Below are 20,294 nucleotides of genomic sequence, written 5' to 3' on the forward strand. Positions count from 1 at the left end.
GATGCCCAGTGCCTTTCACGGAGGACCATGGATATGATTCGAGTGAAGCGCGTCTATGAATCACCTGCAGCAGGGGATGGAACGGTCTTTCTAGTGGAGCGGCTGTGGCCGCGTGGCATGAAAAAGGAGCTCCTCCACATGAACGGATGGCTGAAGGATGTGGCTCCCAGTGACGGCCTGCGGCGCTGGTTCGGTCATGACCCCGGCAAATGGAAGGAGTTCAAGGAGCGCTACTTTGCCGAACTCGAGGGGAATCCCGAAGCGCTGCAGCCCATCCACGAAGCGGCAGAGCGCGGGGATGTCACGCTGCTTTACAGCGCCCGCGACACGGAGCACAACAACGCCATAGCCCTGATGGAATATCTCATGGAGCGAAAAGGCGGCAACCCGGCCCATCCCTGAGCAACTGCCTGAAAATTCGTTTCCTTGTCACTCCGGTGGTCTTTAAGCCGGAATGACAAAGATATCGGATAGCTCACCGCAGAAGGTGCATGCTTGGAGTGATTGACTGGTTTTTCAGACAGCTTCTGAGGGACAACCGCGACGCGGCGGGGGGGCACTCAGAGATGCTTCAGCAAGACATTGGCCGGCGAGGCTGCGAGGGCTTCTCGAAGCTGGTCCAGGGAAGTGGACAGTTGGAAGAAGCTCTCGGATCGCGCCGCGGGAGGGTCGTCAAGGCCGCATCCGTCCAGGCGGGACATGACAAAATGTAGAGTCATCCTGTCGGGATCGATCGCCGGGTGAAAGAATTCATCGTCGTTTGCGTTGCCTCGAACTCTAGTGAGCACCCCACACGTCACGAGAGTATCCAACAGGTTTTGGAGCACGGAAAGGGGGATCTTCAGCTCCTCCGAGATCTCCTTCTCGCTCGTAATTCCTTCGGCCGAGCAAAAGCGCTTCACCACGTGTGCCGATACAAGCAGTGCGAGGAGCGTCCTGGCTCTTGGGCTGAGCAGTTGGATATTCCCGGGGAAGTGAAAACGGTCGAGACGCTGGTAAGCGAAGGAGAGATATGCCCCCACGAGGAGGATCAGCCAGCTCACCTGCAGCCAGACCAGGAAAAGGGGCAGAGCGGCAAAGCTGCCGTAAATGGCGTTGTACTTGGCGACCCCGATCTGAAACTGGATATAGAGCCGCTGAAACATCAGAAAGGCCGTCCCTGCCGAAATGCCGGCAAGGAGCGCCGATGTTACCCAGACCCGCGTATTGGGGATGGCCAGGTAGATGAGGGTGAACAGCGCCCAGAGGGCCATGAGAGGAAGCAGTTCCAGGCCGAGGAAAACGAGGGGCCTCAACGCTTTCAGGGGGCCCAGCCTCGACATGAAGGAGGCTGCCTCGCTGGTGATCATGACCGTCAACGTACTGGAAATGGAGATGAGAAGAGGGCAGAGGACGGAGAGGGAAAGATAGTCCGTCACCTTGCGAATGAAAGGCCTTTCCCTGGCGCCTCCCCAGATTTCATTGAAGCTCTTTTCGATGCTTCCGAAGATCTTTATGACCGACCAGAGAAGCAGGATCACTCCCGCTCCCGCAATGATCCCCCCCTTGGTGTTTTCCAGCAGGTTTTGCGCAAAACCGATCATCCGCGTCAAAACTTCTTGCTGACCTTCCGCCCGGGTCAGGAGCTCTTTCTCCAGCAGCTTTTCCAGGCCGAACCCCTTGGCCAGACCGAAGAGCATCGCCAGCACCGGAACAATGGACAGGAGCGAATAAAAGGTAAGACTCGCCGCCCTCAAATGGATCCTCTCCTGCAGGAGCTCCGCCACCATGAGGTAAATGATGCGGAAGCCATGAACGAGAGATCTCCTGAAAAAGGGCAGGTCCCGACTTTCCACTCGCCAGATCCCTGTTGTTAAAAACTCCCACCCTTGTCTGATTTTCGTATAGATGGAGATATTGTCTGTCATGCACCCCTTCCACAGACTGCAGTCGGCGACATGCCCGGCCTCGTCCAAAAAGCCCTGCCCGGCACAATATTCATGCATCACGAAGGACATATTCACCCAACTGGGGACCAAACGCAAGGCAACATTCCTTACACGGATTGCCAATCGTGCCCATCGACTCCTTTACACTCTGTAAAAAAGCCTGACATATATTTTGTCATACATGCCCCTCTGAGGAAGTTTTTCTTGAATATAACATAAATATATCCGTTATTTGAACTTAATCGAAATCTTTGAGATCTTTGGCACAACCGTTGCCTAAGTGGAATGCGTTTTGTTCAAGAGCGAACGGCTGAAGGTCTTTCCGGACGCACTGGAATCAGCATCCCGGGGAGCGGTCGGCGCGTGCAGGCGGTTTGTTTTTATCGTGGCGAGTGAAGTTTTAGGACGTGTTGTACAAATCATTCATTTACAAGGAGGCTTATTCAATGAGTTGGCCAAGACAGGTTTTTGAGTTCCTCAAGGCTGCTTCAGCGGCGCACGCAAGATGGGATATCGAAGTATCCCTGTCCATTCTGCACAACAGAAAAAAGCTTCTGATCCTGCTGGCGATGCTGGTTCCGGTTTTTGCGGGTACTTTCGTTGAAGCCGGATCATTCATCGGCGGAAAAACTGCTTATGGGCCTGCGTTCTATACAACCAGCATCTTCCTGGTCTCCATGGCGGTGGGGCTGGCAGCAGGACTCATCACAGGCTGTATCGGCGCGGGAGGAGGGTTCATCATCACTCCGGCTCTCATGGCAGCGGGCATAAAAGGCATTCTGGCGGTGGGTACGGATCTTTTCCACATTTTCGCCAAAGCCATCATGGGGACCACGGTGCACAAGAAGCTCGGGAATGTCTCCACGACGCTCGCTATAGCCTTTCTGGTGGGGTCCGGCGGTGGAACGGTCATCGGAGGCGCCATCAACAAGGGTTTGTACAATAAGGACCCCTTGCTGAGTGAGGCCTTCATCAGCATCGTATACTCCGTCCTCCTGGGCTTCCTTGGCTTTTACGCCCTCATTGACTACATCAAGTCCAGCAGAGGCGGCGCAGCGGCAGGTGGTGACGCCCACGGCGGACCTGCAGGCGCTGGGACTCCCGGCATCGCAGCCAAACTGCAGAACCTGAACCTCCCCCCCATGATCACCTTCGACGAGGATTTCGTTCCTGGCGGCAAGCGCATTTCGGGTGTCATCATCGCTCTCGGCGGTGTCGTGGTGGGTATTCTCGCAGCGGTCATGGGTGTGGGCGGCGGCTTTGTGACCTTCCCCATGTTCGTGTACATCTTCGGTGTTTCCTCCATGACCACCGTTGGAACGGACATCCTGCAGATCATCTTCACCGCCGGCCTTGCGGCCATCGGACAGTATGCCATTTACGGCTACGTGTTTTACACCCTGGCCATCGGGATGCTTGTGGGTTCGCTGATAGGGATCCAGGTCGGCGCCCTCACGACCAAAGTGGTGAAAGGCATCCATATCCGCGGTTTCTATGCTGTCTCCATCATCGCCGGTTTTATCAACCGCGTCGCTACACTTCCCAAGAAGTTCAACGAACTCGACGTCACCAGCTTTTCCAAGGGGTTCGTCAACAATGTTGAATTTGTGGGAAACATCATCTTCTGGGTGGTTGTCGCGATTTTTGGCTTGTGGATTTTTGGCAAGTTTTTCGCCAATGTTGGGAAATTGATAGAGGAGGAGTAAGAGATGTTGATCAAGGATAAGAAACACTTCAACATGGGATTGACGCTTGCCGCGTCCTTTGCGGTAGTCCTCCTGATCATTTTTTCGCCGATTTTCGGAGGAGGCAAAAACGGGTTGCAGTTCTCCGACGACTTGTTCAACAAGCTGTCCAAAGGATCCTCATATTTCATTCCCAAGTTGAATGAACAGGTGACCAAATTCGACGGCACCATGGTTTCGACGACTTTCAATATCGACAAAGCGGAGGATGTCCAGAGAGCAGCACAGATTTTCATGGCAGCCGGTGCTCAGGTGGGCGCTGAAGGGCAGGCGGTGACCTTGAGCGGGGACCTGGGAAAGATCCTTTCCAGTGTACTCAAAGACAGCGACGCCATGTTCAAGAACGACAGCGACTCCGTGGCCGCTCGGCACGGCATGGATGGAAGAGAAGTCCTCGCGCTGCAGCATAACGTCCTGAGCAAGATGGACAAGGAGCTCAAAAAACAGAAGAAAATCGAAGAGTCCAATATCGTGAACGCGGTTATGAGGAGGGCAATCGAGCCAAGCTACAACTTTTATGGCATAGAGGCTCAGCGAGTCATCGACAAGGCTTTCACCATGATTTTCCTCCTGGTTTTTTACGTCGTTTACACGATGTGGTGGGGCTTCGCCATTTTCTATCTGTTTGAGGGCATTGGGCTCAGCATGAAGAAATCCAAGGTCAAGAAGGAAGTATAGGAGGCGAGAATGAAGATATTGGTGCCTGTGGACGGCTCAGCCCATTCCAAGGAAGCTCTCAAGGTGGCCATGGACTTCGTGAAGACGAAAGGCGCCGAGGTTTTGGTGATCAGCGTTGTGGCGCACATAGGAGGTTTGGTAGTCGACCATGAAATCTCCCCGTCGCGTCGCGAGAGAATCACTGCAGGCTTCGAAAAGATTGCCGAGGATGCGGTGAAAGATGCCTGCGCTATTATGAGTGCTGAAAACATCACCTCATCCTGCACGAAGACGATCGTCACGTCAATTTCCGTGCCGGACGCCATCATAGATTTCGTGGAAAAGGAACAGATCGACCTCGTCATCATGGGGAGCAGGGGGCTCAGTCCCTCAGCAAGGTTCAAGATGGGCAGTGTGGCCTCCCAGGTGGTCAGGGACTGCCCCTGTTCGGTCTATCTGGTCAAGACTCCCGCGGTCTGATACGGGTTGGCGGAGGTCTTCACCTGGTCCGGGATGCGTTGAAGTCCCCCTTTCAAGGGGGGTAAGGGGATGTGCCGCGGCATGTACACCCCCTTGCGCCCCTCAATGTTGTTGACCTAATGTCAGCCCGGTGAAAACCGGGGTCCAATAAGTCTTTCAGTAAGCCACTGATTGTGTCATGGATGGCCCCATGGATTCCGGCACCCGTCTCTCAAAGGGGTGTTGGGAATCCTTGGGGCCCGACCCTCAAGGAGCATGACGCTCCCCCAGTGGATCCCATGGCGTCCCTTTAGAATCGGAAGAGTGCACAAACCGCTCTGCGGGAGCCACCGCAGATGGCAGCTCTGCTCAGCGACTCCTCCAAAGTCACTTTTTCCACAGTTTGACCTGATGAGATACCCCTGTCCCTTTTGAGCGTTCTTGCCTGGTTCTGTTGCGGTATTTTATCGAGGGTGCAAATGATGAAAAACGAGTTTGTCATATTGATTGCGGACCGGAATCGACACGTGCGGGATTTCCTGCGCCGAGAGCTTGTAGCAGAGGGGTATCGGGTGGAGGTCGCCCGGGATGGCAGGGAAGTGCTGGCTTTCGTTGAGGGAGCCAAGCCTCCGGACCTGCTGGTCCTCGATTTGGAGATGCCCTACGTGAGCGGGTACGCCCTGCTGGAAAAGATCCAGAAGCTCAGTTCCCCGCTGCCGGTCGTGATTCACACCTTCCTCACGGAATACAGCCAGCAGTTCAATGGCCAGGAACATGCCATTTTAGTTGAAAAGAGCGGCAAAACGGACACCCTCAAAGCCGCGATCCTCGAGATGCTGCAGACCTTCTACCCGGATCGGTTTGCAGGAGAGAGACCCCGAGAGGGCCACGTCTGACATCCATATCTAAATTTGAGAAGGATTCTAAAGACTCTATTGCCAAAGGGGTTACACTTATACTAAATATCACATATGCATGTTTGGCATGAAGGGGGATGCTGGATTACAGAAACCAACACCTGCCTGTCGGGGTAAAATCCCGGCCTTCAAAACTTCACCGGGGAAGACTGGGATATGGAAAGCAGTCACTATTACAGATCGTTGACCCGAAACATGGTCTTGATCATGATGCTGGTGTCTTTTACTCCTCTCCTGCTCATCAGCGGCATCATCGGGTATCAATTCGAAACGTCCTACCGGCAGAAGTCCCTGGCTCATCTCAGTGAGCTCGTGCGGAAGCATCAACAGAACATCGACAGCTTTCTCATCGAAAAACTCTCCTACATCCAGGTCCTGGTGCATTCCTATTCCCCCGATCAACTGAGCGACGAAGCCTTTCTGAACCACAAGCTTTCCGTATTACAGCAGGCCTATGGCGGCGTGTTTGTGGACCTGGGGCTTGTCAACGACGAGGGGATGCAAGTCGCCTACGCTGGAAAGCTCAAGCTGGAAAAGGCAAACTACGCTCAGGCCGAATGGTTCAAACGGGCCATGAAGCGCCATTACTTCATCAGTGACGTCTTCCTGGGGCTCCGCAGACAGCCGCATTTCATTGTGGCCGTCAAGCAGGAATGGGGAGGTCACCAGTCGATCCTGCGTGCGACCATCGATTTTGAGGCTTTCAATTCTCTGGTGGAAAACATCAAAATCGGGGAGACGGGATCGGCCTTCATTTTGAACACTGCAGGCGAATTTCAGACGATGCCGCGGGTGGAGCCTTTTGCCACGAAGGAATTCTTCCTGGAGATCTTTGAACGGGAGAATCGCAAGACAACAGAGGTGGAAACGGTGGACCACCCTCTGGGTGCAGATGTATTGCCCATGGTCGAATCCTATTCCCCCAAGGAAGCCGGTAAGATGAAAGACAAGACCGTCATCGAGGGCGAAGGGGAATTCCAGGGCAAGAGCTTCATTTATGTCATGACCCCGCTCAAGGGTGGCGAGTGGGTGCTGGTCTATCAGCAGGATGCCTCCGACGCCTTTTCCCACCTGTATGCAGCAAGGAAGCTGTCCATTGTCATCCTGATGCTGGCGGGAGTGACCATCGGTATCATCAGTTTTTTCGTGGCCCAGAAAATGGTGCATTACATCGAAAGTGCGGACAAGGAAAAAGAGATGATGAACGAACAGGTCATCGAAGCGGGAAAACTCGCGTCGGTGGGTGAGCTTGCCGCCGGGATCGCTCATGAAATCAACAACCCGGTAGCGGTCATGGTGGAGGAGGCCGGCTGGATGGAAGACCTGCTCCAGGAGGACGAATTCAAGAGCGGGGAAAATCTTGCAGAGTTCGAACGCGCCTTGAAACAGATCAAAACGCAGGGAGCCCGCTGCAAGGAGATCACTCATAAATTGCTGAGCTTCGCTCGCAAGACGGATCCCAAGATACGGTCGGTGGAATTGAATGAACTCCTTGAAGACATCATCAGCATCTCGGAACAGCGGGCACGCTACAGCAACGTTAAAATTGAGAAGCAATTGGCGGAGGACCTGCCTTTCGTCAATGCCTCCCCATCTGAAATGCAGCAGGTATTCCTGAATTTGATCAACAATGCCATCGACGCCATCGGAACCAATGGGGGCACCATCACCGTGACGACGCGAGTGGACGGCGGCTTTGCTATTGTAGATGTGGCGGACACGGGCAGCGGCATTCCCAAGGCGATGCTGGCCAGGATATTCGATCCGTTTTTCACAACGAAGCCCGTAGGGAAGGGAACGGGGCTGGGGCTATCCATCTGCTACGGCATCGTCAAAAAGATGGGGGGACAGATCAGCGTAAACAGCGCCGTAGGAGTCGGGACCACATTTCATGTCTATGTCCCCCTGCCGGGGGATACCGGGGCAAACGAAAACACCCCGCCAAGCGTGGCGTAAGATATCGACCGCATTTTCTTCATCAATGCAGAGGAGGATTCTGAATGAACATTGCGACAGTGCTGTTGGTGGACGACGAAGTTCCCTTTGTGGAAGCCATGACCAGGCGCTTGACTAAGAGGAACCTCACGGTGCTCACTGCCTTCAACGGTCAGGAGAGTCTAACGTCCCTGGGAAAGAACAGCAGTGTGGATGTGGTGATTCTTGATGTTAAAATGCCCGGTATGGACGGTATCGACACACTCAGGGAAATCAAAAAGGCCTTTCCTCTCGTGGAAGTCATCATGCTGACGGGGCATGCCACAGTGGAGACCGCTATCGAGGGAATGAAGATCGGCGCTTTTGACTACCTCATGAAACCCTGCGATATCGACCAGTTGATGGCGAAAGTGCAGGAGGCCAAAACCAAGAAGCGCAAACATGAGGAAAAGATCATTCAGGCTCGTATCAAGGAAATTGCTTTAAGACGTGGAGATTAGGGAAACAGCGATGCCAGGGAGCAAGAGAGACAGCAAGGATCCCATACGACTTCTTTTGGTGGACGATGAAAAAGGCTACGTGGATGTCCTCACCAAAAGGATGTCCAAACGCAATATTATTGTGACGTCGGCGCTGAGCGGCTCTGAAGCAGTGCAAACCCTGCGCAGGGAGAGCTTCGATGTGGTGGTTCTGGACCTGAAGATGGAGGACATGGACGGTATCGAGGTCTTGAAAATATTTAAAATCATGGATCCGGAATTGCCCGTGATCATGCTGACGGGGCATGGGTCTGAGACAGCCGCCCGAGAAGGGATTCAGCACGGTGCGTTTGACTATCTCACCAAACCGTGTGACCTGACAGAGCTCATCGCTAAAATCAATGAAGCCTGCCATAGAGGAGAAGAAGTCCTTGAATGATTTCAATGTAATGCTCGTGGATGACGAAGGGGAGTTTCTGGACACGCTTGTGAAGCGCCTGAAAAAGCGCAATTTGAATGCCCTGGGGGTTCGCAGCGGAGAGGAAGCCCTGACGACATTGAAAAACAATCCCGTGGATGTGGTCGTTCTGGATGTTAAAATGCCCGGCATGGACGGCATTGAAACCCTGAAACAGATCAAAAAGCTCTGTCCCCTCGTTGAAGTCATCATGCTCACGGGACATGCCAATATGGAAGTCGCCATCGAGGGAATGGAATTAGGCGCTTTCGATTACCTGATGAAGCCCATGGAAATCGATGAGCTTCTGTACAAGCTTCAGGATGCCTTTAAGAAAAAGCAGTTGCACGAGAGCAAGATCGATTCCGTGGAGGAGGAGCTCGGCCCGAAGCGTTAGATCTCGCACGAAAACCGACAGTCCGGAAATTCGAGGAAACGAGGTTGAAATGATCTGCCTCCCGGCCTTCTCCCTGCAGGCGTGCATGCTTCGGAACCAGTCGATGCTATCGTTTTCGACACAGTCCCTCCCTTCCAATGAGGCAGATCAATGGTCTCGTCTGCTTTGTGAAGGGGTGAGCCCGCTGGGGGGGTATTGCCTCTCACATCAGGCATCCAACCTTCCACTTTCCGCCCGATTTTGAGAGACGCTCATGGCCAAAATTTTAGATTTTTTTAGAAAAATAAAAAAGATAGCGCATCGTGACGAGCTATCCAGCGCCAGCGCCGAAGAGCTGCGCAACGCTTTCAAGGCCCGATACCACAATTTCCAGCTGCTCTTGAGCGCCAACAACAAGACACTGGAGCTCATGTCCGAAATGGAGCAGGCGCTGCACGGGAATCAGCCTTTTGGCATGTCCTTCATCAGAGCCAACTGCACCGCCATATCCGTCAATGTCTTTCGTATCATCAAAAATCTCGATCAGCTCGCTCCCAACAAATATAAAGACCTGTACGAGCGCTTTCGGATCATACAGGAGCAGATCAATCTCGTTCTTTCCAAGAAAAAGCAGACGCAGGGAGAGCACCTGATCCTTCCCTTCAGCATGGTGGACAAGAACCTGGCCGATCAGGTGGGCAGCAAGATGGCCAACGTGGGAGAAGTCAAGAACCAGCTGGAGCTGCGGGTACCTGAGGGCTTCGTAATCACCTCCCTGGGTTATGAGCGGTTTTTCGCTCACAACGACCTCCAGTCGGAAATCGACCGGCGCCTCCAGGCCTCCGAAGTGGAGCAGCTCGACCAGTTGTATGCGCTCAGCGCCGATATCCAGCAGTTGATCATCCGCTCCACGGTGCCCGAGGACCTGGAAACGGCCATCAAGGAAGCGTACCGGGCGCTGGAGAAGGTCTCTGGAGCCGGCTGCAAGGTTTCCATGCGCAGCAGTGCGCTGGGAGAAGACGCTGCGGGGACCTCGTTCGCCGGGCAGTACCGCTCACAGCTCAATGTCAGCGCCGACAATCTCATCGAGGCCTACAAAGAAATCGTGGCCAGCAAGTACAGCCTGCAGGCCATCAGCTACCGTTTGAACCGGGGCATCCTGGATGAGGACGTGGCCATGTGCGTGGGGTGCATGGTGATGGTGAACGCTGTGGCGGGCGGGGTGACCTATTCTAGAAACCCATTGAATATACGGGATGATTCTATTTTTATCAATTCCGTCTGGGGATTGCCCAAATCCGTGGTGGACGGGAGCGTCGCTTCGGATCTATTCGTCGTTTCGCGTGAAGAGCCCCTCACCATTGTGCGGAGGGACATCAAGGTCAAGGAGCACAAGTTTGTGTGCTACCCTGAAGAGGGCGTCTGCCGCATGGACGTGACGGGCGACAGTCACACCCGCGCCTCCCTGGAAGACCACCAGGTGATGGAACTGGCCGATATGGCTCTGAAGCTGGAAGAGTACTATGGCGGCCCTCAGGACATCGAATGGGCCGTTGATCCGAACGGTGACATTTTTGTTCTACAGTGCCGTCCCCTCATCCAGTCCGAAGGGACGGACAAGCGCTTTCAAACGTTGGACAGGCTGGTCGTGGACGGCAAGGTCCTGTTGGAGGGTGGAGCGACAGCAAGCCCGGGTGTGGCCTCTGGTCCGGTATTTGTCGTGACGCGAAACAGTGACACGCTCCAATTCCCCAGGGGGGCAGTTTTGGTGATCCCCCAGGCGTTGCCCCGGGCGGCGGCGCTCCTCAACCGCGCCGTGGCCGTCATCACGGAGCAGGGAAGCGTGGCCGGACATCTGGCCAATGTGGCGCGTGAATTCGGTGTTCCGGCCATTTTCGGTATTCCTCATGTCACGGAGCTCCTCAAGAGTGGAGATATCGTCACCGTCGACGCCGACGGGCTCAGGGTATACGAGGACCGGGTGGAGTCTCTCCTGACCAAGGCTCAGCCCAAGAAGAACCTCATGGAAGGCAGCCAGGTTTACGATATCCTTCAGGAAGTCATGACCTGGATCAATCCCCTGCACCTTTTGGACCCCGATTCCCTGGACTTCAAAGCGAAGAACTGCCGCACCTATCATGACATCACACGATTCTCCCATGAGAAGTCCGTGAAGGAAATGTTCAACTTCGGCAGCGAGCACCATTTCTCGGAGCGCGCCAGCAAACAGCTCGTGTGCGATGTGCCCATGCTCTGGTGGGTGATCAACCTGGATGACGGTTTCAAGGAAGACGTGGAGGGCAAATTCGTTCAACTTGACAACATCATGAGCATTCCCATGCTGGCCCTGTGGGAGGGAATCGTTGCCGTGCCTTGGGAAGGTCCCCCCCCGGTGGACGCCAAAGGCTTCATGTCCGTGCTGCTGGAAGCAACGGCCAATCCGGCTCTGGACCCTTCCATGCCCTCTCCCTATGCCAACCGGAATTATTTCATGGTTTCCAAAAACTTTTGCAGCCTGAGCTCGCGCTTTGGCTTCCATTTTTGCACCATTGAAACCCTGGTGGGAGATCGTCCCAACGAAAATTACGTCAGCTTTCAGCTGAAAGGGGGAGCGGCAGACTTTCAGCGCAGGCTGCGGCGGGCATCCTTCGTCGGAAGCATTCTCGAGGAATTCGGGTTCAGAGCTGAAATCAAGGAAGACGGCGTTTTCTCCCGCCTGGAGGGGTACGATCAGGAATACATGAAGGAGAAATTGAAGATCGTCGGGTATCTCATCATGCATACACGCCAGCTCGACATGATCATGTCCAACGATGCTTCCTACCATCACCACAGGGCAAAGCTTATGAACGACATTCAGACGGTGGTCATCGGCTCCCCTCCAGAGCCCAGCAGCGGTGTCCATGCGGAATGACTCTCTTGATAAGCCAATAGCTGAAGGCTCACCCCTGGACGCTTGTTTTCCAAAGGATGCCGGCTCATTCGGAAATCCCGATTCCTGGTCGGGATGCCCGGAATGCATCCCAACCGTGAATTCCCTTCCAGAATCCCGCAGGCTGTGAACGATCTGGATGGAAAGCGCCCCGCGCTCCCATCCCCGTGAATCCTTCTGCTGCGGACCTACCCGAAAGCAGTATCGAACCCATGCCCTAGACCTCGCACGATGAAGATCAAGAAGATCAAATGGAGTGGATCATGAGCATTCACAATCTCGACAAGATTTTTCGACCTGAAGCGGTAGCAGTGGTTGGAGCGACTCCCAGAGTTGCAGCGGTGGGTTATGCCGTTTTACACAATCTGCTGAAAGGGGAATTCGAAGGGAAAATTTATCCCGTGAATCCCCATCACAAGGAGATCGAAGGGCTGGAAGTCTATCCTTCTCTCGGCAGCATCGGAAAACCGGTGGACCTTGCCGTCATCACGACTCCCATTCGGACTGTTCCGGGTATTCTCCAGGAGTGTGCTGCGGCGGGCATCGGCGGGGCCATCGTTGTTTCCGCCGGAGGCAAGGAAGCGGGAACCGAAGGCCTGGCCCTGGAAGCGAAAATCAAGGAGGCAGCCGACAGAGCGGGGATCCGGATCGTGGGACCCAACTGCCTGGGAGTGGTGAACACCGACCTGAAGCTGAACGCAACTTTCGCCAGCCATATGCCTCTGCCGGGGAAGCTGGCGTTCATTTCCCAGAGCGGCGCTATCTGCACGGCCATCCTGGATCTTTCTCTGAAGGAGCAAAACGGGTTCAGCTATTTTGTCAGCATTGGAAGCATGCTGGATGTCGATTTCGGCGATCTCATCAATTACCTGGGGGATGACCCCGGTGTGAGCAGTATCGTCCTATACATTGAAAATCTCTCACACTTTCGGAAATTCATGAGTGCCGCGCGTGCCGTATCGAGAATCAAGCCCATTGTTGTCCTCAAGTCCGGGCGGTCCGAGGCGGGCATACGCGCGGCAGCATCCCACACAGGAGCACTTGCAGGCTCAGATGCCGTTTACGATGCTGCCTTCAAGCGGGCCGGCATCGTCCGCGTCAACACCATCGAGGAGCTTTTCGATTGTGCGGAGCTGATGGCCAAACAGCCCCGCCCGCAGGGTCCAGGCACCGTCATCATCACCAATGCCGGAGGGCCGGGAGTCATGGCGGCCGATGCTCTGGCGGCTTACGGGATGGAGCCGGTGGCACTCAGCCCGGAAACCATGAGCAAGCTGGATGCGATCCTTCCTCCTTATTGGAGCCGAAACAACCCCATCGATATTCTGGGCGACGCCTCTCCCGAAAGATATCGTAAGGTCGTCGAAGTGTGCATCAGTGCTCCGGAAATCAAGACCATGATCATTATCATGACCCCCCAGTCCATGAGCGACCCCACAACGACGGCGCTTTCACTGTGCACGCTTTTGAAAGGAAAGCGGCTGTCCATCTATACGGTTTGGATGGGAGGCGGCGATGTGGAGCAGGGCCAGGAGATATTCAATGCCGCCGGCATTCCCACTTACGAGACGCCCGAGCGTGCTATCCGGGCCTTCCATTACATGTATTCCTATGCCCGGAACATGGAAATGCTCCAGCAGATTCCGCCGGCTCTTCCCGAAGAATTGCGCTACGACCAGCCTGGAGCAAAGACCCTCATTGCTGAAGCCCTGAATCAGGGTCACCATCTTCTGACAGAGCCGGAATCCAAGGCATTGCTGGCAGCTTACGGAATACCCGTAAATCAAACGGAGGTCGCGGTCTCTGAAGATGATGCCGTGGATGCTGCCCACCGCGTAGGATATCCCGTGGTCATGAAGATTCATTCCCGGGATATTACTCACAAATCCGATGCCAAGGGCGTGCAGCTCAACCTCAAGCACGATGAAGATGTTCGCGAAGCGTTTCGCTCCATCATGGCCGAGGCCGCCGCCTACAACCCTCAGGCGAACATCCTGGGCGTTACGGTGCAGCCGATGCTGGAGAGGCAGGACTACGAGCTGATCCTTGGAAGCAAAAAGGATGCAGATTTCGGCCCTGTCATTCTTTTCGGTATGGGGGGAATCCTGACGGAGGTCTTGAAGGATCAATCCATCGCTCTTCCTCCCCTCAACAGACTGCTTGCCCTCAGACTCATGGAGAGCACACGGGTTTACCAGCTGCTCCAGGGTTACCGCAATCGTCCGGCGGCCAATCTGGAGCTCCTGGATGAGATTCTCATCCGACTTTCCCAGCTTGTGGTGGATTTTCCAGAGATCACGGAGCTCGACATCAACCCGTTGCTCATGGTGGATGGGGGCGCTTGTGCCGTGGACGCGCGCGTCTGTCTCGCGCCCTCCGAGGTCGCCTCGCCCATGCATCTGGTCATCAGCCCGTATCCCAGTCAGTACGAAGCTGTCGTTGAAATCCAGACGGGCGTAAAAATCCTCGCACGCCCCATCAAACCCGAAGACGCGCCCCTCCTGATTGAACTGCACAACAGCCTTTCGCCCACAAGCATCTATTTCCGCTTTTTTAGACCCGTCAAGTCCCTGCCCAGTGAGATGCTGGCCCGTTTTACCCAGATCGACTATGACCGGGATGTCGCTTTCGTGGGCCTGCTGCAGGACGAAGAGGGACAAAAGATATTGGGAGTGGCCCGCCTCATGGCCGATCCCGATGTCACCCGGGCTGAATTTGCCGTGGTGATTCGGGACGACTGGCAGGGAAAGGGGGTGGGAGCCTTGCTGCTGGAAAAATGCATTTGTGTCGCCCGGGAACGTGGCATGCAACTCATCTGGGGACATGTTTTGCCCGAAAATATAAACATGCTTGCACTTGGTCGAAAACTCGGGTTTAGTGTCAAAAGAGTACCTGAAAGCTCAAACTACGAGCTCAGAATCGACCTGACACGAGCCTGAGCGATAGATAGGATTCATAACGGATGATTTGAGGAGGAAGCGATGGCGAGTTCAAAGCGTAAAAAAATACTGGTGGCAGTGGATGGGTCCCAACAGGCCCTGGAAGCGGTGCGCTACGTAAGCCTGGCAGCATCTCCCGGAAGCACGGACGTCGTTGTGTTCCATGTGGTAACCAGGGTTCCGGAGTCCTTCTGGGATATGGAAAAGGAGCCCGGCTACCAGTACCGCCTCATCAGCATCACGGAATGGGAGCAGCAACAGCAGCAGCTCATCCAGGAATTCTTGGAGGAGGCTCGAAAAGTCCTGCTGGGGGCAGGATTCCCCGCCGATGCGGTAAAGGTGGACATGCACGAGCGGCAGGCGGGTATTGCCCGCGATATCGTGGCGGAATCCCTCCATGACTACGATGCCGTCGTCCTGGGCCGCCGTGGAGTGAGCGAGTTGAAGGATATGGTTTTGGGCAGCATTGCCACGAAACTGGTGGAAAAGATCATCCAGGTTCCCATCTGGGTGATAGGAGGGAAGGCGCATTGCCAGAAATTCCTCCTCTGCGTGGACAACTCCGAAGGTGCCATGCTGGCGGCAGATCATCTGGCAAGTATGCTCGGGGAGCGGTCCGATGTACAGGTCACTCTATTTCATGCCATCCGGGGCTTCAACGTGTTTCAGCAGGTGTTCGGGAGGTCCATTGGAGTGGATAGAGAGAATGAGTGGAAAGAGAAGGAGGAGCAGGAGCTTGCAGCCATGGAAAAGGCTCTGGAGCCTGTACTGGATAACGCTCAGGCCCGCTTGACCCGTGCGGGACTCGATCAGGCCAGGATCACCCGTAAGGTTGTCAAAGGGGTGACCAGCCGAGCAGGTGCTATCCTGGAAGAAGCGGAACGGGAGGGCATCGATACCATCGTCATCGGTCGAAGGGGACTGTCAAAAGTGAAAGAATTTTTCATGGGGCGCGTCAGCAATAAGGTCATCCAGATGGCAAAAGAGAAGGCGGTATGGATTGTGAGCTGATGGCAGGGATCATGAGATGAAAGGCTGTCCCGAAGCATCCGGTCGTGTCCTCTTCATCACTTCCGCAGCCGTGTCATGCGGGAATGATGAACCAGGGCCATGGCGGATGCTTCTTTTTTGAGTGTCGGGCGCCACAATTGGGACGATTCAACAGGTGGGGGATTCTGAATGACAAATTTGGAAAGGCTTTTGGATCGCATCATCGATCGCGTCAACGTCAACCTGCGGGAGCCCGCCTTCGATGTCGGGCCCTATGTCAGGGGATTGATCCCCTGGGGGAAGTTTGTCAAATATTATGGCTTTTATGCATTGACCCTGCACCACCCCCTCCATTTCCATTTCAACCATTCCAGTCTGGCCGGCAGTTACTTTTTGGGCAAGTGCATCGTGGACAATTCCCTGCTCTATAAGAGCGATATTCGCGGCGATGAACTGAAAAGCCGTGGGGAGGTGTTTCGCTATCGAGGCATGGACATCCCGCTCCATGACGATGAAGTGATCCGTATTCGGGACAGCTTTCTGGTAAAAAACCTGGTGCACAACTATTCCCACGATCCGGAAAGTCCCGAGGAGTTTCTCATTCAAAACACCGTCGCCCTTCAGTTTGCCAACATTCACGGGTCCCCCATCGAAGGGAGCTTCCTGGGACCCTTCGCCACGGTAGATCTTACAACGGTTCACGACTGCGTCATCGGAAAGTACTCCTATGTTCAAACGGGTGAGGTGAGCCACCGCTACGTGGAGGATGGGAGCATCTGGATTCACGCCGAGAATGCGTTCAATTTCAACTTCCACTTTCATCCCGAAGACCTGAGACGCTATGTGGATTATCAGCCGGGAAAGGATCCCACCGGGGTCTTCATGGATTTCATTCAGGAGCGCAAGCGGGACTTCATCGCCGCCTTTGAGTCGGTCGATTCCAGACACTCCATCGAGGTGCCCGAAGGAGCCTCGGTCAGCCGTTACTCGGTCATCAAGGGAAATACAAGTATCAGGGAAAACGTCCTGGTAGCACAAAGAGCCTATCTCGAGGATGCCTGGCTCGGGAGGGGCTCCAACGCCCAGGAGAATTGCTACATTATCAATTCCCGACTTGAAGAGTACAACATCACCGCTCACGGGGGCAAAGTCATTCATGCGAATCTGGGCAGGCGAGTGTTCGTGGGCTTCAACGCCTTCCTGCGGGGGAGCGCCGATTGCCCTCTGACTATCGGAAGGGGAAGCATCGTTATGCCTCACACCATTGTCGACCTGGAAGAGCCCCTGGAAATCCCTCCCGGGCAGCTCATATGGGGTTACATCCGCAACAGGAAGGACCTGGCGTTCCACAGCATTTCTCTCGAAAAGCTGTCACGCACTTTGGGAGAAGTCGTTATCGGCGCCATGATCTTCCAGGGCAATGGGCGGGAGTTTGTGCAGGCATTCCGGCATCGCATCGAGCACATCCTGGAGGCCAACGGTGCCTATTATTCCCGTAAGAAGAACAACCCGGGACACGCACAAACCGCCCAGAACATTTCTTTCAACATCATCCAACCCTATCCCGAAGGGGACCGGGCGGGATTATACCCGACGATAGACATCCGTCCTTAGCACACAGGTCGACGAAGGCTGTCTCAGACCCTGGGACAGTGCGATTAGCGCGATTCCCCCCTGAGGTGTGAACGTCACATTAGATCCCCCTTCAAAGCGGGACTTCATCACCTCCCGGCAGAGACACAATGCCGGGAGGTGATGGTCAATTGGGGCTGTCCTCTTCGTAGCCACATGCCTTGAAGATATCGAGGATGGTGCTCGACAGATAGGACTCTTCCTTGTAGCGAAACGCCCTGTTGAAAGCCGTGGTCACTTCGGAGATGCGTTTGTAGGCGCCGTCGATGCTCTTGGAATAACGGTGGATGTCTTTCACAATCTTCTTCATTTCCACGGCGATCCTCTGCGGATCTTCTCGCTGTGCCAGTTTTTCCAAGAGGTCATCCAGTGAGTCCGCTTCCTCGTCGATGGCGCCGTTGGCCCCATGCAGTTGCATGAGGTGAGTGTTGAGGTGGTGACACATGCCTCCCGCTGCGTTGCGAAGCACTCGGCTTCGCTCATCCTCCAGTGCCTTCGTTACATTGTGTATAATGCCTTCATGGTAGAGATGCCGGCCTGATTCACCGATTTTGGCCCGGGCAGTGACGGCCACTTCGATGATTTCACCCCCTTTGGTCTTGAAGCGCACGCGCTTGCCTTCCACATGGCCCTTTCCGTAGATTTCTCTCACGAGCTCTTCCCGCTCCGTGGTATCCACATAGAAATTGAGCACGTTGCTTTCATAAGCTTCTTCCACGCTCTCCATCCCCAGGAGCTTCAGGCCCGCGTCATTGATATCGATGAAATCGCCCTCCGGGGTGATGGTGAAGGCCATGTCGGTGGTCGATTCAAAAAAGTCGCGGTATTTTTCTTCGCTCAGGCGCAGGGCATCGAGAGCTTTTTTCTTCTCGGTGATGTCCCGGATAACATGATCGATGGTGCGGATATGCCCCTTATTGGTGTAGACGACGTGCCCTTCATCGACGACCCATCTGGTTCTCTTGGTGGAGCTGATGATCCTGTACTCCAGTTCATCGAATTCCGCCTCAGGGAGGTTCTCGTAGAATTTACGGACCATCTCCAGGTCTTCTGGATGAACGAATCCCAAAATATGTTTCTCGCCGCTGATGAAATCCCGCACCGGGACCCCATAGAGCGCTTCAGCCGCAGGATTGATGGCAAGAATCGAAGAATCCCTGGGGGACACCGAAACGATGACCTCCGTCATGGAGTGGATGATGCTCTCGAGGCGTTCCTTGATGCGCTGCAGCTCGAAACGGGTCTTGCGCCTCTCAGTGATGTCGGTCAAGGCACCGAGGATGGCGGGCGCACCACCACACTCGACGACGCTGACCTTCATTTCAATGATGGCTTCTCCGTTCTTGAGCGGCATGAGGAATTCGAGGGTGTCCGATAAATTTTCCGTGAAGAGGCGCTCCGTGCAATATCGCATCACCTTCTCTCGATCCCCCTCGGCGACGAATTTGGAAAAGTCCGAGTGAACGACCTCGTCGGCCTGAGTTTGGGAGATCTCGTAGAAAGCTTTATTGGCAAAAACGATTTTCCCTTCCCTGATGATCACGACACCGTCGTTGATGTGCTTGACGATCCCCTGGTAGTCGATGTCTCCATGGCATATTCTTATTTCTTCAGCATCTTCGTATGTTCTTTGTGTCATGTGCTTCCTTGGCAAACGCATGATGGCAATAGAGGCTATAAACAAAAGATACACTGTCCCGCAGGGACTGCTCCAGCAGATCGTACCTGAGCGAATATTTTCCAACATTCACAACCCGTCCGTCACCCCGGCATGCGTCAAGCCGGAATGACGGGTTCAGCAGCTGCACAGAACGTCAAATCATTTTGCTCATATACTCTGTCTCCCTGGATCTCAAATTTAACACCATTTGCTGCAGATACAAGTCAGAAGAGGTCGCCGGACTCTATCAGGGATCTCAGGACCGCCAGGTTTTCCCTGTCTTCCCTCAGGTCCTTTCCCTTGGGTGTTTCCAGCACCATGGGGTGGTCTGAAAACCGCGGATCGTTCAATAGCAGGCGGAAGGCGTCCAACCCTATTTCCCCCCTGCCGATGTGCTCGTGACGATCCACATGGGAGCCCAAAGCTTTCCTGCTGTCATTGAGATGAAAAAATTTCAGGTTTTCCAGGCCGATGGTCTCGTCGAAATGGGAAAAAGTCCCGGTATAGGCGTCGCGGGTGCGAAGATCATACCCGGCGGCAAAGGTGTGGCAGGTGTCGTAGCAGATGCCCAGGAGATGCCGGAAGTCCGAGGCGCGGAGGATGGCCGCCAGCTCTTCGAAACGGGAGCCGAGGCTCGTTCCCTGGCCGGCCGTGGTTTCCAGAAGCACCATGACATGGGAGCATTCCGAAAGGGCCAGGGCACGGTCCAGATTTTCTACAAAATGCTCCAACCCTTCTTCCACCCCCACGCCTCCATGGGAGCCCGGATGCATGATGAGGTATGGAATCCCGAGGAGCTCTGCACGCTGCACCTCTGCGGCAAAGCCGGCAACGGACTTTTCCAGCGTCGTCGGATCGACGGCTGCCAGGTTGATGAGGTAGGAATTGTGGGCGGCAACCGGCATATATCCGGTTTCACGGTGCCTTTCATGAAAGAGCCTGGCAGCCTCTTCGGACAAGGGGGGAACCTGCCATTGCCGCTCGTTCCGGGTGAATATCTGCAGCGCCTCTCCCTGTACCTCCATGATCCGGCGGAAGGCCAGGTGCAGCCCACCGGCGATGGACATGTGCGCTCCGAGCAGGGGCATGAAATTTCTCCACAGGGCTCCAGTAAATGACGGCCGTGATCGTAGGTCGAGACTGGAGGCCAAAAGGATGGCTTGCCGCATCTCTTTGGCCTGGCTTGGC

16 protein-coding genes are annotated in these 20,294 nt (G+C 54.7%); 13 read left to right on the plus strand and 3 right to left on the minus strand.

What is annotated here, in order from left to right; genetic code table 11:
• Positions 1-33 precede the first annotated feature (33 nt).
• Positions 34-402, plus strand: a complete 369-nt coding sequence (locus MWC30_RS04270) for a DUF488 domain-containing protein (RefSeq protein WP_368860797.1) — start codon at positions 34-36, stop codon at positions 400-402.
• A 158-nt stretch (positions 403-560) separates the two neighbouring features.
• On the opposite strand, the gene MWC30_RS04275 is transcribed toward MWC30_RS04270, so the two are convergent.
• On the minus strand, positions 561-1,907 hold the full coding sequence (locus MWC30_RS04275) for a YihY/virulence factor BrkB family protein (protein ID WP_244082916.1): 1,347 nt from the start codon (positions 1,905-1,907) through the stop codon (positions 561-563).
• 467 nt (positions 1,908-2,374) lie between these two features.
• On the opposite strand from MWC30_RS04275, the gene MWC30_RS04280 reads away from it, so the two are divergent.
• The 12 genes from MWC30_RS04280 to MWC30_RS04335 all read left to right on the plus strand — a co-directional run bounded on the left by MWC30_RS04280 (position 2,375) and on the right by MWC30_RS04335 (position 17,428).
• A complete protein-coding gene (locus MWC30_RS04280) occupies positions 2,375-3,634 on the plus strand; it encodes a sulfite exporter TauE/SafE family protein (RefSeq protein WP_244082917.1) in 1,260 nt (419 codons plus the stop codon).
• A gap of 3 nt (positions 3,635-3,637) precedes the next feature.
• Positions 3,638-4,351 carry a hypothetical protein gene (locus MWC30_RS04285; RefSeq protein WP_244082918.1) on the plus strand — a complete coding sequence of 238 codons (714 nt, stop codon included), beginning with the start codon at positions 3,638-3,640 and terminating at the stop codon, positions 4,349-4,351.
• A gap of 9 nt (positions 4,352-4,360) precedes the next feature.
• Positions 4,361-4,810, plus strand: coding sequence for a universal stress protein (locus MWC30_RS04290; RefSeq protein WP_244082919.1), 450 nt, complete (start codon positions 4,361-4,363; stop codon positions 4,808-4,810).
• Positions 4,811-5,271: 461 nt separating this feature from the next.
• Entirely contained in the window at positions 5,272-5,685 is a 414-nt protein-coding gene (locus MWC30_RS04295) for a response regulator (protein WP_244082920.1), read from the plus strand.
• Positions 5,686-5,862: 177 nt separating this feature from the next.
• Positions 5,863-7,662 (plus strand): PAS domain-containing sensor histidine kinase, encoded by a 1,800-nt coding sequence (locus MWC30_RS04300; RefSeq protein WP_244082921.1) that lies wholly within the window; start codon positions 5,863-5,865, stop codon positions 7,660-7,662.
• Between the two features lie 44 nt (positions 7,663-7,706).
• Complete coding sequence (locus tag MWC30_RS04305; RefSeq protein WP_244082922.1) at positions 7,707-8,141, plus strand: response regulator; 435 nt, start codon at positions 7,707-7,709, stop codon at positions 8,139-8,141.
• Between the two features lie 10 nt (positions 8,142-8,151).
• On the plus strand, positions 8,152-8,559 hold the full coding sequence (locus tag MWC30_RS04310) for a response regulator (RefSeq protein WP_244082923.1): 408 nt from the start codon (positions 8,152-8,154) through the stop codon (positions 8,557-8,559).
• Positions 8,552-8,974 (plus strand): response regulator, encoded by a 423-nt coding sequence (locus MWC30_RS04315; RefSeq protein ID WP_244082924.1) that lies wholly within the window; start codon positions 8,552-8,554, stop codon positions 8,972-8,974. Before MWC30_RS04310 ends, MWC30_RS04315 begins: the two co-directional genes overlap by 8 nt.
• 253 nt (positions 8,975-9,227) lie before the next feature.
• Positions 9,228-11,867, plus strand: a complete 2,640-nt coding sequence (locus MWC30_RS04320) for a PEP/pyruvate-binding domain-containing protein (protein ID WP_244082925.1) — start codon at positions 9,228-9,230, stop codon at positions 11,865-11,867.
• Between the two features lie 281 nt (positions 11,868-12,148).
• A complete protein-coding gene (locus MWC30_RS04325; RefSeq protein ID WP_244082926.1) occupies positions 12,149-14,824 on the plus strand; it encodes a bifunctional acetate--CoA ligase family protein/GNAT family N-acetyltransferase in 2,676 nt (891 codons plus the stop codon).
• Positions 14,825-14,866: 42 nt separating this feature from the next.
• Complete coding sequence (locus tag MWC30_RS04330; RefSeq protein WP_244082927.1) at positions 14,867-15,835, plus strand: universal stress protein; 969 nt, start codon at positions 14,867-14,869, stop codon at positions 15,833-15,835.
• A gap of 168 nt (positions 15,836-16,003) precedes the next feature.
• Positions 16,004-17,428 carry a hypothetical protein gene (locus tag MWC30_RS04335; protein ID WP_244082928.1) on the plus strand — a complete coding sequence of 475 codons (1,425 nt, stop codon included), beginning with the start codon at positions 16,004-16,006 and terminating at the stop codon, positions 17,426-17,428.
• A 145-nt stretch (positions 17,429-17,573) separates the two neighbouring features.
• On the opposite strand, the gene MWC30_RS04340 is transcribed toward MWC30_RS04335, so the two are convergent.
• Together MWC30_RS04340 and MWC30_RS04345 are read right to left on the minus strand one after the other, a co-directional pair.
• The gene (locus MWC30_RS04340) at positions 17,574-19,085 is read right to left on the minus strand and encodes a PAS domain S-box protein (RefSeq protein ID WP_244082929.1); all 1,512 of its coding nucleotides are present in this window, start codon (positions 19,083-19,085) and stop codon (positions 17,574-17,576) included.
• Positions 19,086-19,330: 245 nt separating this feature from the next.
• Entirely contained in the window at positions 19,331-20,194 is an 864-nt protein-coding gene (locus tag MWC30_RS04345) for a deoxyribonuclease IV (protein WP_244082930.1), read from the minus strand.
• Positions 20,195-20,294: the final 100 nt, after the last annotated feature.

This window comes from Desulforhabdus sp. TSK (assembly GCF_022836495.1).
Taxonomy (GTDB): domain Bacteria; phylum Desulfobacterota; class Syntrophobacteria; order Syntrophobacterales; family Syntrophobacteraceae; genus Desulforhabdus.

Coding starts and splice junctions, on each gene's coding strand:
- MWC30_RS04285 (WP_244082918.1), top strand. CDS start 3,638: ATGTTGATCAAGGATAAGAAACACTTCAACATGGGATTGACGCTTGCC.
- MWC30_RS04320 (WP_244082925.1), top strand. CDS start 9,228: ATGGCCAAAATTTTAGATTTTTTTAGAAAAATAAAAAAGATAGCGCAT.
- MWC30_RS04310 (WP_244082923.1), top strand. CDS start 8,152: ATGCCAGGGAGCAAGAGAGACAGCAAGGATCCCATACGACTTCTTTTG.
- MWC30_RS04325 (WP_244082926.1), top strand. CDS start 12,149: ATGAGCATTCACAATCTCGACAAGATTTTTCGACCTGAAGCGGTAGCA.
- MWC30_RS04280 (WP_244082917.1), top strand. CDS start 2,375: ATGAGTTGGCCAAGACAGGTTTTTGAGTTCCTCAAGGCTGCTTCAGCG.
- MWC30_RS04300 (WP_244082921.1), top strand. CDS start 5,863: ATGGAAAGCAGTCACTATTACAGATCGTTGACCCGAAACATGGTCTTG.
- MWC30_RS04345 (WP_244082930.1), bottom strand. CDS start 20,194: ATGCCCCTGCTCGGAGCGCACATGTCCATCGCCGGTGGGCTGCACCTG.
- MWC30_RS04270 (WP_368860797.1), top strand. CDS start 34: ATGATTCGAGTGAAGCGCGTCTATGAATCACCTGCAGCAGGGGATGGA.
- MWC30_RS04290 (WP_244082919.1), top strand. CDS start 4,361: ATGAAGATATTGGTGCCTGTGGACGGCTCAGCCCATTCCAAGGAAGCT.
- MWC30_RS04305 (WP_244082922.1), top strand. CDS start 7,707: ATGAACATTGCGACAGTGCTGTTGGTGGACGACGAAGTTCCCTTTGTG.
- MWC30_RS04275 (WP_244082916.1), bottom strand. CDS start 1,907: ATGACAGACAATATCTCCATCTATACGAAAATCAGACAAGGGTGGGAG.
- MWC30_RS04340 (WP_244082929.1), bottom strand. CDS start 19,085: ATGACACAAAGAACATACGAAGATGCTGAAGAAATAAGAATATGCCAT.
- MWC30_RS04335 (WP_244082928.1), top strand. CDS start 16,004: ATGACAAATTTGGAAAGGCTTTTGGATCGCATCATCGATCGCGTCAAC.
- MWC30_RS04330 (WP_244082927.1), top strand. CDS start 14,867: ATGGCGAGTTCAAAGCGTAAAAAAATACTGGTGGCAGTGGATGGGTCC.
- MWC30_RS04295 (WP_244082920.1), top strand. CDS start 5,272: ATGAAAAACGAGTTTGTCATATTGATTGCGGACCGGAATCGACACGTG.